Below are 12,346 nucleotides of genomic sequence, written 5' to 3'. Positions count from 1 at the left end.
GAAAGAGCATGAGTGACCGCATCACCGTGGAGGAGCTGTCCGAGCTCATGAAGAAGGCGGCCGGGGTCACCGTCACCCCGGAGGAACTCCAGCAGCGGTACGAGTCCGGCTTCGACGCCCTCGGCATCGACTCGCTCGGACTCCTCGGCATCGTGGGCGAGCTGGAGAACCGGTACGGCACGCCGATGCCACCGGACGCGGAGAAGAGCAAGAGCCCCCGGCAGTTCCTCGAACTCACCAACAGCGCACTTCTGGCAGGAGCCTGACATGGCCGGACACACACAGAACGAGATCACCATCGCCGCGCCGGTCGACCTGGTGTGGGACATGACCAACGACGTGGCGAACTGGCCACGGCTGTTCAGCGAGTACGCCTCCGCCGAGATCATGTCCCAGGAGGGGAACAAGACCACCTTCCGGCTGACCATGCACCCCGACGAGAACGGCAAGGTCTGGAGCTGGGTCTCGGAACGGGAGACGGACCGCGACGCGCTCAGCGTGCGGGCCCGCCGCGTCGAGACCGGCCCCTTCGCCCACATGAACATCGTGTGGCGCTACGAAAAGGTGCCGGGCGGCACCCGGATGGTGTGGACGCAGGACTTCGCGATGAAGCCTGACGCACCGGTCGACGACAAGTGGATGACGGACAACATCAACCGGAACTCCAAGGTCCAGATGGCCCTGATCCGGGACCGCATCGAGAAGGCCGCCGCCGAGCGGGGCGCCGCGCCGGGCCTGACCGACTGAGCCGCACGGAGAACCGGACGGAGAACGCCCCCATGCACCAAACCCTGATCGTCGCCCGTATGGCTCCGGGCGCCGCCCCGGACATCGCCAAGATCTTCGAGGAGTCCGACCGGGGGGAGCTGCCGCACCTCATCGGGGTCTCCCGGCGCAGCCTCTTCCAGTTCGGTGATGTGTACCTGCACCTCATCGAGTCCGAGCGCGACCCCGGCCCCGCCATCGCCAAGATGGCCGGGCATCCGGAGTTCCGGGACATCAGCGACCGGCTGACAGCCCATGTCAGCGCGTACGACCCCGCCACCTGGCGTTCCCCGAAGGACGCGATGGCGAGGCGCTTCTACCTCTGGGAGCGGGACGGCGGTTCCTGAACCGGACCCCCTACGACGGCCGGACTCCCCACGACGGCCGGTCGCCGGGCTCGCGAGGTTCGCGCGCCCGGCGGCGGTCCGCGGTCACTCGGGGACGGTGCAGTCGAACGCGTGCAGATAGGGGTTGACCGGGCGGACGTCGTCGATGACCAGACCCGCGTCCGTCAGCCTGCGGACCATGCTGTCGGTGGTGTGCTTGGCCCCTCCGACGTTGAGGAGCAGCAGCAGGTCCATGGCGGTGCTGAACCGCATCGAGGGGCTGTCGTCGACGAGGTTCTCGATGACCACGACCCGGGTTCCCGGGCCGCCCGCCTCGATGACGTTGCGCAGGGTCCGGGCGGTGCTGTCGTCGTCCCACTCCAGGATGTTCTTGATGATGTACACATCGGCCCGGACCGGGACGGCCACGCGGCAGTCGCCGGGGACGACACGCATCCGGTCCGCGAGCGATCCGCCCGGCCGCAGCCGCGGGTCGGCGTTCTCCACCACGCGCGGCAGATCGAGCAGGGTGCCGTGCAGCGCCGGATGCTTCTCCAGCAGGCTCGCCACCACATGCCCCTGCCCACCGCCGATGTCGGCGACGGACGAACTCCCCGACAGATCGAGGAACTCGGCGACGTCCCGCGCGGACTGCACGCTGGACGTCGTCATGGCGCGGTTGAAGACGTCGGCCGACTCCGGGGCGTCCTCGTTGAGGTAGACGAAGAACTCCTTGCCGTACAGGTCCTCGACGACGTTACGGCCGGAGCGCACGGCCTCGTCCAGCCTCGGCCAGGCGTCCCAGGTCCACGGTTCGGTGCACCACAGGGCGATGGCGCGCAGGCTGTGCGGATCGTCCTCGCGCAGCAGCCGGGACATGTCGGTGTGCGCGAACGTCCCGTCCGGCCGCTCGGCGAAGACTCCGTAGCAGGACAGGGCCCGCAGCAGCCGTCGCAGCGGCTTCGGTTCGGTCTTCACGGCCGCCGCGAGGGCGTCCACGTCCGTCGGGCTGTCCCCGAGGGCGTCGGCGACGCCCAGCCGGGCGGCAGCGCGGAGGGCTGCCGCACAGGCGGCCCCGAACACGAGTTCCCTGAACCGCATGGCGGGCGGCGGGGTGGTCGATGCCGTCTGTGGATTCTGTGCGGTCTGAGCAGTCGTCATGTCAGGCCTTCCTTCTTCGAGTCGATGAGCGACGACGGCCGTTCAGCACAGTCCCGCGGGCCTGGACGCCCGGCAGGTGTTGCCCTTGAAGGTGTTGCCCCTGCCGGCGGTGTCCGTGTTGACGAGGTCGGCCGGGGCGTTGCCCTCCAGCACGTTGTCGGTGATCCGGTTCCGCTCGCTGGTGGTGCCCACGAAGCTCTTCCACAGGACGATTCCGCCCGACAGCGGGGAGTTGCCGACGTTGCCCGTGACCCGGTTCCGCGTCACCAGGCTGTCCTCGGCGCCGGTCAGTACGATGCCGATGCCCTGCAACGCGTCCAGCCGCGCGGTCTTCGGGCAGGACTTGTTGTTCCGCAGGATGCGGTTGTCGGCCACGGTCACGGCGCCGGCCCTCGGCTTGTTCTCGTCGCCCACGACGAAGACGCCCGCGCAGTTGCCGGTCAGGTGGTTGTCCGCGACGGTGAGGTTGCGCAGGCGCCGGACGGTGATGCCGATCCGGTTGCCTTCCAGGCGGTTGCGTTGGACCACCGTTCCTGCGGTGTCGGTGGCGCCCTCCTCGGTCTTGATCGTGTTCGCGAGGAACAGACCGGCGTCACCGTTGTCCCGGGCGGTGTTCTGCCGGAACACACCCCGGACCGAACGCTCCTGGGCGATGCCCCACACCCCGTTCTTCACCGCGGTCACGTTGCGCACGGTCAGCCCGTCGGTCTCCTGGGCGAACACCCCGCTCCCGGCGAAGCCGGTCACGGTCAGGGAGGCGACGGTGACACCCTCGACGGCCCGGCCCTTGGCCCCGACCACACAGATGCCGTTGCCGCCCTCCGCACAGCGGTTGACGGCCTTCTTCGTGCCCGGTTCGACGACGGTGCTACGGCCCATGCCGCGCAGCGTGACCCCGGACGTGTCGATTTCGACGCTTCCCCGGTACCTGCCGGGGGTCAGCAGAACGGTGTCACCGGGTTCGGCGGCGTCCACCGCTCGTTGGATGGACTCCCCCGGAAAGACCAGGTGGGTCATACGGCCGGCGGCGGTCGACGGGGCGGCCCCGAGCCCCGCCCCGATGAGCGCCGCGGCGCACGCCAGGTAGGCGATATGGCATTTCGTCATATTCCGCACGTTATGACCTGCTGATCTGCGAACGGTGCGCATAGCCCATCCGGCGGCGTGTCATGCGCGGTCACGCGGGCACGAGACCCGCCGACATGCGCGCCACCCGGCGCCGCGCACAGCGCGAGCGCTCAGGCGCCGACCCGCCGCCCCATCCCCCGCCCGCCCCGCATCGCCGCCTCGACCACCGCCGACACCGCGAAGGTCCCCACCATGACCAGCCCCACGCCGATCCCGTACAGGCCGCCGGCGTCGTCCGACCAGTCCCAGAAGGCGGCGACGGTCAGGCCGGCCGTGGTGCCGAGCACCGCGCCTCCGATGCGTCTCCGGGACGCCGCCCAGCCTTGGCTCATGCCCCCAGCGTTCCGCCTCCCGTCGGCGCCGACCAGGGCGGACGCACTCGACTCCACCCGAGTACACGCTCCAACCACGCACATGAGTACGACACCCATCGCATGGCTAACCTGGGTATTAAGCGTTGATTACGGGGTAAGCTCGTACAAATTTCCCTAAGGAACCGAAAATGGGTCTCGGTGTCGGCCTTTCGGCCGTGAAGCGCAGGTTCCCCACCCGTACGTCCCGCGTGTCCCGCGTCTTCGTGGCGGCCGTGGTCGCCGCCGGCCTGGTCCTGGCCGGAGGCTGCGGCGGCGACGGCGGTGACAGCGGGGGCGGAAGCGAGGGCGACAGTCTCAAGGTCGGCGTACTGCTCCCCGGCGGCGGAGCCTCCCGGTTCGGGCAGTTCGACAGACCGCTGATCGAGAAGAAGCTCAAGGAACTGTGTCCGGGCTGCCCGGCGGCGACCGTCGCCGCCACACCCGAGCCGATGGTCCAGCGGCAACAGCTCGACGCCATGATCACCAAGGGCATGGACGTCCTGATCGTCGCCGCGGTCGACCCCAAGGCACTGCGTTCCTCGGTCGAGGCCGCCGATCGGGCCGGCATCCCGGTCGTCGCCTATGACCGGCTCGCACTGGGCCCCATCTCCGGTTACGTCACCTTCGACGGCGAGATCATCGGCAGGCTCCAGGCCGAGGGGCTCCTGAAGGGCATGGGCGAGAAGGCGGACGGCGGCCAGATCGTCATGATGAACGGCGCCACGACCGACCCCAACGCCGGCTGGTTCAAGCGCGGCGCGCTCGCCGTCCTCAAGGACAAGGTCAAGATCGGCAAGTCGTACGACACCGTCGGCTGGCGCCCGGAGAACGCCTACGTCAACATGACCGGCGCCATCTCCGCCCTCGGCGCCACCAACATCGACGGCGTACTGGCCGCCAACGACAGCCTCGCCGGTGCCGTGGTCTCCGCCTTCGGCGCCAGCGGGGTCAAGCCGCCGCCCCCGCTCACCGGCCAGGACGCCGACCTCGCGGCCGCACAACGCATCGTCGGCGGCGACCAGTACATGACCGTCTACAAGCCCTACAAGCCCGCGGCCGACGCCGCCGTCGAGATGGCCGTCGCCCTCGGGCGCGGCGAGAAGGTCGACTCCATCGCCACCGGAACCGTCGACAGCGACACCACCAAGGACATCCCGGCGGTCCTGCTCCCGTCGGTCTCGGTGACGGCCGGCAACATCAAGGACACCCTGGTCAAGGACGGTATGTACACCATCGACCAGATCTGCACCCCGAAGCTCCGGTCCGCCTGTGCCGAGGCCGGGCTCATCTGACGGCCCTGAGAGAGGTGACCCGTGGTTCAGCCCCTGCTGGCGCTGCGCGGCGTCTCCAAGCGCTTCGCCGCCGTCCAGGCGCTGATGGATGTCGAGCTGGAGATCAGGGCCGGGGAGGTGGTCGCCCTGGTCGGCGACAACGCGGCCGGCAAGTCCACGCTGGTCAAGGTGATCTCAGGGGTGGCGCCCGCCGACAAGGGGGTCATCGAGTGGGAGGGCGGCCCCGTCCAGATCAAGAGTCCCCAGGACGCCCGGGTCCTGGGGATCGCGACCGTCTACCAGGACCTCGCGATGTGCGGCAACCTCGACGTCGTCGCCAATCTCTTCCTCGGCCGGGAGATCCACCGGTTCGGCATCCTCGACGAGGTCGAGATGGAGCGCCGCACCCGCGAGCTGCTGAAGACCCTGTCCACCCGCATCCCCGACGTGCGGGTGCCGCTCGCCACCCTCTCCGGCGGCCAGCGGCAGGTCGTCGCGATCACCCGCTCCTTCCTCAGCGCGCCCAGACTGCTCCTGCTCGACGAGCCCACCGCCTCCCTGGGCCTCGAACAGACCAACCAGCTCCTCGACCTCATCGAGACACTGCGCGACCGGGGCGCCGGGGTGCTCCTCATCAGCCACAACATGGGTGACATCAAGGCCGTCGCCGACAAGGTCGCCGTCCTGCGCCTCGGCCGCAACAACGGCCTCTTCGACGTGAACACCGCCTCCCAGGAACAGATCATCGCCTCCGTCACCGGCGCGGCGGACCACTCCGCCCCCCACCTGCCGGTCCACCCGGAGGAGACATGGCCGTGAGGTGGAGGTGGCGGGGGACCCGGGCGCGCGACGCCTCCGACACCGCGCCCGACGACGGCGGAAGTCGCCGGCACACCGGCCGCCTCGGAACGTACGAGGCCGCGGTGCGCCGCAGACTGCGCGAGGGTGAGCTCGGCCCGGTCCCGGTGCTGCTCGCGCTCGCCGTGACCTGGACGGTCTTCCAGAGCCTCAACGAGAACTTCCTCTCGCCGCGCAACCTGTCCGTCCTCAGCGTGGACATCGTCGGCACCGGCATGGTCGCCGTCGGCGTCGTCTTCGTCCTGCTGATCGGTGAGATCGACCTGTCGGTGGGCTCGCTCGCCGGCCTGTCGGGCGCCCTGTTCGCGGCCCTGAGCGTCAACAACGGCCTGCCGGAATGGCTCGCCGTACTCATAGCGGTGCTCTGCGGTACGGCCGCCGGGGCCTTCCACGGGTTCGTCTTCACCAAGATCGGCGTACCCGCGTTCGTCGTCACCCTCGCGGGCCTGCTGGCCTGGAACGGCCTGATGCTCTATCTGCTGGGGCCGGAGAGCTCCATCAGCTTCAGCGGGGACGGTCTGGTCGCCACGCTGACCAGCCAGTACTTCAGTTCCACGGTCGTCACCTACGGCTTGGCCGCGCTCGGCACGGCCGCGTACCTCCTCGCCTCGTACCACGACCGCAGGCGTCGCGGCGCCGCCGGGATGCCGTACCGGCCGGTGGGCGAGATCTGGGCGCGGACGGCCCTCCTCGCGGTGGTCGCGTTCACCACCGTCTCCGTGCTGGGCCGGTTCGAGGGCCTGCCGCTGGCGCTTCTGATCTTCCTCGCCGTGCTCGTCGTCTCGGACCTCATCCTGCGCCGCACCCCCTACGGCCGCCAGGTCCTCGCACTGGGCGGCGGCGTGGAGGCGGCCCGGCGGGCCGGCGTCGACGTGGCGCGCGTACGGATCTCGGTGTTCCTGGTGTCGGGGACCCTGGCCGCGGCCGGCGGCCTGTTCGTCGCGTCGCGGCTCACCTCCGCGACCCAGGTCCCGGGCTCCGGCATGCTGTTGATCAACGCCATCGCCGCCGCCGTCATCGGCGGCACAAGCCTGTTCGGCGGCCGCGGCTCGACCTGGTCCGCGCTGCTCGGGGTGCTCATCATCCAGTCGATCGCCTCGGGCATGGCCCTGCTGGGCGTCCAGCCCGCCGTCCAGTTCATGATCACCGGCGGGGTGCTGCTCATCGCGGTGATCCTCGACGCGCTGGCACGACGCGCGGCGGAGTCCCGGGGACGGGCTTAGGGAGTGCCCCGGGGTCTGTGTCCGAGGGCGGCCCGCTCACGTCCCGGCAGCCCGCCGGTGCTCCGGTCTTGCCTCCCCCCGCCGGGCCCCGTTACCTTGCGGCGGAGTTTCTGGCCAGGTACGCGGTGCGATCCGGCGCATCGGTGTTCGGCGCGCGGAACGGACATCGGGTGACAGGTCGAGGCAAGGGCCGACAGCCCTCGCCCGAGGTGCCGATGCCGAACATGCCCGCCTTGTCACCGACGACCAGGGCCGTGAGGTCGGCGGCGGCCGAGGCCGCCACCGCGGCCGGGATGCCGGAGCTGTCCGCTTCCCTGATCGGGCAGCCCTGGACGAACGGGCGTCCGTCGCTTGTGCGTGGGCGCGGGCGACCTTGAGTCGCGCCTTCTCCCTGTTCTTGGATCCCTTCTTTCACGGCCGGGACAAGCACGGGAAATACCTCGGTTACGAAATACTTTCGCGGCCCGGGTCCAGCGGGATCCCGAAGCCTCCGGTCGACGCCGCCCGCGATGAGAGAAGCGCTCGGCCCCGTGGCCCGGGGGCACGCCGGAGTAGGCTGACAGAAGGGACGCGGACCTCCGCGTCCCACCGCAGGGAGGTGAGGACGTGGAGATCGTCGTCACCGTGGTTGCGATCCTCGCCCTGATCATGCTGGGGGTGCTGTTGATCCACAGCCTGAACGCCCAGCACGACCAGCGGATCGCGGGATTCCACTACAGCGAAGCCCTGCCGTGGGTCCGTCGGCGGAACCGCAGGAACCGACCGCCCACAGGGCCTGCCAGGTCGCCCGGCAGCACCCGTGACGGGGATGGCGGAGCCGAGGAGGACAGCCGATGACGTCCCCGGACGACGAGGTCACGACGGAGCCGCCGGAAGCCCCCGCCGAGGGGCACGCCGAGGTGCGCATCGTCGCCGCGTCCCCGGATGTCGCCCGCCGCGTCGCGGAGGTCCTCCGCCAGTGCTTCGCCTCCGGCGAGCAGCGCAGCTACCCCGCGGGCCGCGACGGCGCCACCCGGCTCCACCTCACCGTGGACACCACCCGCCCGGCGGCGCCGGCTCGCTCCTGGCTGGTCTCCAGCCAGCCCTCGGAGCTCTCGGCGGCCGAGGAGGAGCACGGCTGAGCAACACTCGATGCCAGCAGGACGTTTCGGTCATACGATGACAAACGGGTCAGCGCACTCTCGTGTGCCACGGCCCGGAAGGTCGGCCCCGGTGTGTAGACGCCGGGGCCGTTGCCCCACCGGTGGAGCGCGCAGACAGGGAGCAGGGCATGATCCGTTCAGCCGACATCCGCGAGTGGCGCAACCACGACGTGGTCGACCCGAAACAGCGCAGGATCGGCATGCTCGAAGCGGTCTACGTGGACACGGCCACCGACGAACCGGCCGTGGCCACCGTCCGGACCGGCCTGCCCACCCGCCACCGGCTGGTCTTCGTCCCCCTCGACGACGTGGTCCTCGGACCCGACTACGTCAAGGTCTCCTACACCAAGGGACAGGTACGCAAAGCCCCGTGGATCGGGACGGACGACGTGCTCCCCGCCGAGCAGGAGGAGGAGATCTTCCGGCACTACGGCATGACGTACCGGCCGGGAGCGGGCGGCGAGCGTCAGCTCGCCCGCCGCTGACGTGCACACGCGGCGCGGAATGACCGTAGCGGCCGTACGAACCGGGCGCGGAATGACCGTAGCGGCCGTACGAACCGGGCGCGGAACGACCGGGTCGGCCGTACCAACCCGGCACGGAATGACCCGGTCGGCCGTACGCGCCCGGCGCGGAAGGGGTGGTCCGAGGTGATGGCGCTCTTCCTTCTGCTCGTCCTCGTGGCCGTCGTGCTGGGAATCATCGGTGCGGTGGCGGACGGCCTGGGCTTCCTCCTGGTCATCGGCATCGTGCTCTTCGTCGCCGTCGGGACGTTCTTCGCGGTGCGGGTGTACCGGCGCGCCAGGCGGCGTCCCGTCCGCTGACGGCGCAGCCGTCCGGTGAGGACGGCGAGGCTGCCAGGACTGGAGGGCGGCGTGGTGGAGGGTGCGGGAGACGAGGGGCGGTCGTGGCTGGTGGCCGAGCCGTCGGGTTTGTGGCAGCGGGTCGTCAGGCAGCTGGGCACCGCCCTGATGGTGGTGGATCAGGCCGGCCGGATCGTCGCCGTCAACCCGTCCGCCGAGCGGCTGCTGGGCCGTGCCGCCACCGCGATGCGCGGCGAGGACGCGCACGCGCTGCTGCACCGGGACGCGGCCGGCGGAACGCTCCTGCGTGAGCGGTGCCCGCTGCTCCAGGCGCTGGCCGAGAGGGCCGCCGCGCGCGGGGAGGGCGACAGTTACCTGCGCGGCGACGGCCGCCTGGTCACGATCTCCTGGTCCGCCTCCCCCCTGACCACCGACGGCTCCTTCGCGGGCATGGCGGTGCTGTTCACCGACGTCACGACCGACCAGGGCGCACGTCGGGAACGCGCCGCCTATACCAGTGCGCTGGAGGACCTCACCGAGCGGCTGACGCTGGTCGCGGAGATCACCGACGTACTGGGTCAGACCCTGGAGACCGACGAGGCCCTCGCCCGGCTGGGCCGTCTGCTGGTTCCCCGCCTCGCCGACTGGGCGGCCGTGGACCTCCGGGTCGGTTCCGGGCAGGTCCACCGGGTGGCGGTCACCGGTCCCGCGGGCCGGGACGCCGGGCTGGAGGGCAGGCGCGAGCCCCTGCCCGAAGCCGGGGCGACGCACCGCTCACCCCTCGTCCGGGTGCTGAACGGCGGCGATCCCATACTGCGGAACGAGCAGCATGAGCAGCACGAGGAGGGCCGGGAGGGCCAGGAGGGCCAGGAGGGCCGGGAGGGCGAGGCAGCCGGCTCTTCACTCGCCGCCGTCCACAGCGACTTCCTGCGGACCGTGGGCGCGACATCGGTCATCACCGTGCCGCTGGGCTCCAGGCGGCAGATCACCGGCGCCCTGACGGTGGCACGCACCGACCCGGCGCACCCCTTCAGTACCGAGGACCTGGAGGTGGCGAGCGACATCGGCCGCCGGGTCGGCCTGGTCATCGACAACGCACGGCGGTTCGGTCGCCAGCGTGCCGTCGCCGAGGCCATGCAGCGCAACCTGCTCGCCCCGCTGCCCCAGCCCGGCCGACTGCGGCTCGCCGCCCGCTACCAGCCCGCCCCGGCCGGCTCCCAGGTCGGCGGCGACTGGTACGACGCGTTCGAGCTGAAGGACGGCACGCTCGCACTGGTCATCGGCGACGTCGTGGGCCACGACCTGACCGCGGCGGCCGGGATGGCACAACTGCACGGCATCCTGCGCTCACTGGCCTGGGACCACACCGGTCTGCCCGGCGCCGTCGTCGACCGCCTCGACGAATCCATGTCCGCCATCACCACCGTCCCCATGGCCACCCTCGTCCTCGCCCGGGTCGAGGGACACCCGGACACCGGCCCGTGGACACTGCGGTGGACCAGCGCCGGACATCCGCCGCCCCTGCTGCTGACACCCGGCGGACACGCGGAGTACCTCGAAGCCGGGCAGGGGCTCCTCCTCGGCACCCACCTGGGCACCCGTGCGAGACGGCCGACCGCCGCCCGGTCCCTGCCACCGGGCTCCACCCTGCTGCTCTACACCGACGGCCTGATCGAGATCCCCGGCAGCGACCTCGACACCGGCCTCGGCCGCCTGCGCCGGCACGCCCTCGCACTCGCGCACACACCGCTGGACACGCTGTGCGACCAACTCCTCGCCCGTATGCCACCCGGCAGCACCGACGACGTGGCCCTCCTCGCGCTGCGCCTGCCGCCGTGATGCGGGCGGGAGGATGGCTCAGGCCCCGAGGATCAGTACGCGGAACGGGCCGTACGGGTACGCCGGCAGTTCGTCCCCCTCGGCGTACCGCCACCCCCAGGACCGCAGTGCCTCAAGGGTCCTGTGGTCGGAGCGGTTCACCAGCATGACGCCGAGCGTGGCCCCGTGGTCGGCCAGCAGCCGCTTCTGCAGGCGCCGGGCGAGGTTCCAGGCACGGTCCTGGTTCTGTCTGCGCACCCGGGGCGGCACGAGTATCCCGGCGATCACGCAGAGCCGTCCGGCGGCGGCGAGCCGGAGCAGGCTCCCCTGAAGGTGGTGTGCGTCGAGCCCCTCCCACCTGGGCCCGTCGCCGCGTACGGGGAAGCCGTAGGCGCATCCGGTCAGTTCGGTGGACTCCGCGATCAGCAGCTCGAACCCCGGTCGCCGCACGTCGGCCACCAGCCGTCGGAGAAAGGCGCCGCGGGCCTGGTTCCACGCCCACGGGCCGCCGCCCGAGGTCTCCGCGAACAGGTCGCCCAGCTCTCCGAGCCGGTCCTCGATCTGCTGCCGGCTCAGCTCACGGACGCGTTCACCCGCGCGCGGCGACGAGCCGCGCTCCGGCCTCGGCTCCCGCGCGCCAGGCCGGTCGGGGCCCACGCGCCCCTCAAGGAGCCGGGGCCCGGTGGCGGCGGGCGTCGGCGGAACCGGAACGTTCACGATCATGGCGCAAGCCCTGCCCCGGGCACGGGCGGACCCGGCCCGGCGTCGTCGCTGTCGGAGGGCCGCACCGGTCACGAAGCCGGTGCGCGAGGACCTCTCGGTGTCTTCAACCGTACTCCCGGCCGCACGCGCCCAGGTGCGCGCCCAGGCGCGCGGCCGACCGCCGCGCCGAGCGCCCGCGCCTGAGGCCGAGCGCGCATGTGGTCTTTGTCGCAGCGGTGGAGTGCCGACCGTCCGCCCCGCTATCCGCCCCCTCAACAGCAATTTCGCGGTTCGGGAGGAGCGAACATCTGTCATCGCGAGATCAGAAATTCATCCGCCGCGCTGGGAATATCCCCCGAATCGTGGTGCGGTAGGGGTTATTCTGCGCTTCCGGACGATCGCGCCATGCTACTGTCGAGATCAGTTGCAGTTGTGGTTCCCAGAAGATTTTTCCGACGGGAGATCATCACGGCGACCGGAGTCCGCACGAGGCGGCTTCCGAACACCGTCCCCGGAGGAGAAACAAAATGGCTACTGGCACTGTGAAGTGGTTCAACTCGGAAAAGGGCTTCGGCTTCATCGCGCAGGACGGCGGCGGCCCCGACGTCTTCGCCCACTACTCGAACATCGCCACCCAGGGCTTCCGTGAGCTGACCGAGGGCCAGAAGGTGTCGTTCGAGATCGCGCAGGGCCAGAAGGGCCCGACGGCGGAGAACATCCTCCCCGCCTGACGCCGCACACGCACACTTCGCAGCTGGGGCCCGCACCTTGGGGTGCGGGCCCCAGCTCGCTGCAT

The 12,346-nt window shown here is 70.9% G+C and carries 16 protein-coding genes; 12 read left to right on the top strand and 4 right to left on the bottom strand.

What is annotated here, in order from left to right; genetic code table 11:
* The first annotated feature begins 8 nt into the window (after positions 1–8).
* From SGFS_RS30755 to SGFS_RS30745, 3 genes are read left to right on the top strand one after another with little or no spacing between them, the layout of a single operon-like run.
* Complete coding sequence (locus SGFS_RS30755; protein ID WP_286255111.1) at positions 9–266, top strand: acyl carrier protein; 258 nt, start codon at positions 9–11, stop codon at positions 264–266.
* A 1-nt stretch (position 267) separates the two neighbouring features.
* Positions 268–747, top strand: a complete 480-nt coding sequence (locus tag SGFS_RS30750) for an SRPBCC family protein (RefSeq protein ID WP_286255110.1) — start codon at positions 268–270, stop codon at positions 745–747.
* A 32-nt stretch (positions 748–779) separates the two neighbouring features.
* Entirely contained in the window at positions 780–1,112 is a 333-nt protein-coding gene (locus SGFS_RS30745; protein WP_286255108.1) for a TcmI family type II polyketide cyclase, read from the top strand.
* Positions 1,113–1,196: 84 nt separating this feature from the next.
* Here SGFS_RS30745 and SGFS_RS30740 read toward each other — a convergent pair whose 3' ends face one another.
* From SGFS_RS30740 to SGFS_RS30730, 3 genes are all read right to left on the bottom strand, one after another.
* A complete protein-coding gene (locus tag SGFS_RS30740; RefSeq protein ID WP_286255106.1) occupies positions 1,197–2,252 on the bottom strand; it encodes a methyltransferase in 1,056 nt (351 codons plus the stop codon).
* A 42-nt stretch (positions 2,253–2,294) separates the two neighbouring features.
* Entirely contained in the window at positions 2,295–3,359 is a 1,065-nt protein-coding gene (locus SGFS_RS30735) for a right-handed parallel beta-helix repeat-containing protein (RefSeq protein ID WP_286255104.1), read from the bottom strand.
* A 131-nt stretch (positions 3,360–3,490) separates the two neighbouring features.
* Positions 3,491–3,712, bottom strand: coding sequence for a hypothetical protein (locus SGFS_RS30730; RefSeq protein ID WP_350284027.1), 222 nt, complete (start codon positions 3,710–3,712; stop codon positions 3,491–3,493).
* A gap of 170 nt (positions 3,713–3,882) precedes the next feature.
* On the opposite strand from SGFS_RS30730, the gene SGFS_RS30725 reads away from it, so the two are divergent.
* From SGFS_RS30725 to SGFS_RS30690, 8 genes are all read left to right on the top strand, one after another.
* A complete protein-coding gene (locus tag SGFS_RS30725; protein ID WP_286255103.1) occupies positions 3,883–5,025 on the top strand; it encodes a sugar ABC transporter substrate-binding protein in 1,143 nt (380 codons plus the stop codon).
* A gap of 84 nt (positions 5,026–5,109) precedes the next feature.
* Positions 5,110–5,823: an ATP-binding cassette domain-containing protein gene (locus tag SGFS_RS30720; protein ID WP_286260148.1), complete on the top strand. Its 714-nt coding sequence runs from the start codon at positions 5,110–5,112 to the stop codon at positions 5,821–5,823.
* Positions 5,814–7,085 (top strand): sugar ABC transporter permease, encoded by a 1,272-nt coding sequence (locus SGFS_RS30715; RefSeq protein ID WP_286255101.1) that lies wholly within the window; start codon positions 5,814–5,816, stop codon positions 7,083–7,085. The genes SGFS_RS30720 and SGFS_RS30715 overlap by 10 nt, the downstream gene beginning before the upstream one ends.
* 606 nt (positions 7,086–7,691) lie before the next feature.
* Positions 7,692–7,922 (top strand): hypothetical protein, encoded by a 231-nt coding sequence (locus SGFS_RS30710; protein WP_286255099.1) that lies wholly within the window; start codon positions 7,692–7,694, stop codon positions 7,920–7,922.
* Complete coding sequence (locus SGFS_RS30705; RefSeq protein ID WP_286255098.1) at positions 7,919–8,206, top strand: hypothetical protein; 288 nt, start codon at positions 7,919–7,921, stop codon at positions 8,204–8,206. Before SGFS_RS30710 ends, SGFS_RS30705 begins: the two co-directional genes overlap by 4 nt.
* Before the next feature lie 149 nt (positions 8,207–8,355).
* A complete protein-coding gene (locus tag SGFS_RS30700) occupies positions 8,356–8,712 on the top strand; it encodes a PRC-barrel domain-containing protein (RefSeq protein WP_286255097.1) in 357 nt (118 codons plus the stop codon).
* Positions 8,713–8,880: 168 nt separating this feature from the next.
* Positions 8,881–9,051, top strand: a complete 171-nt coding sequence (locus tag SGFS_RS30695) for a hypothetical protein (RefSeq protein ID WP_286255096.1) — start codon at positions 8,881–8,883, stop codon at positions 9,049–9,051.
* 54 nt (positions 9,052–9,105) lie between these two features.
* Positions 9,106–10,869 (top strand): SpoIIE family protein phosphatase, encoded by a 1,764-nt coding sequence (locus SGFS_RS30690; RefSeq protein ID WP_434028219.1) that lies wholly within the window; start codon positions 9,106–9,108, stop codon positions 10,867–10,869.
* An 18-nt stretch (positions 10,870–10,887) separates the two neighbouring features.
* Here SGFS_RS30690 and SGFS_RS30685 read toward each other — a convergent pair whose 3' ends face one another.
* Entirely contained in the window at positions 10,888–11,571 is a 684-nt protein-coding gene (locus SGFS_RS30685; protein ID WP_286255093.1) for a hypothetical protein, read from the bottom strand.
* 506 nt (positions 11,572–12,077) lie between these two features.
* Here SGFS_RS30685 and SGFS_RS30680 point away from each other — a divergent pair.
* Positions 12,078–12,281 (top strand): cold-shock protein, encoded by a 204-nt coding sequence (locus tag SGFS_RS30680; RefSeq protein ID WP_286255090.1) that lies wholly within the window; start codon positions 12,078–12,080, stop codon positions 12,279–12,281.
* Positions 12,282–12,346 lie beyond the last annotated feature (65 nt).

Source organism: Streptomyces graminofaciens (assembly GCF_030294945.1).
GTDB lineage: Bacteria > Actinomycetota > Actinomycetes > Streptomycetales > Streptomycetaceae > Streptomyces > Streptomyces graminofaciens.
The sequence above is the reverse complement of the archived record's forward strand: the minus strand, read 5'-3'. Positions and strand labels throughout refer to the sequence as shown.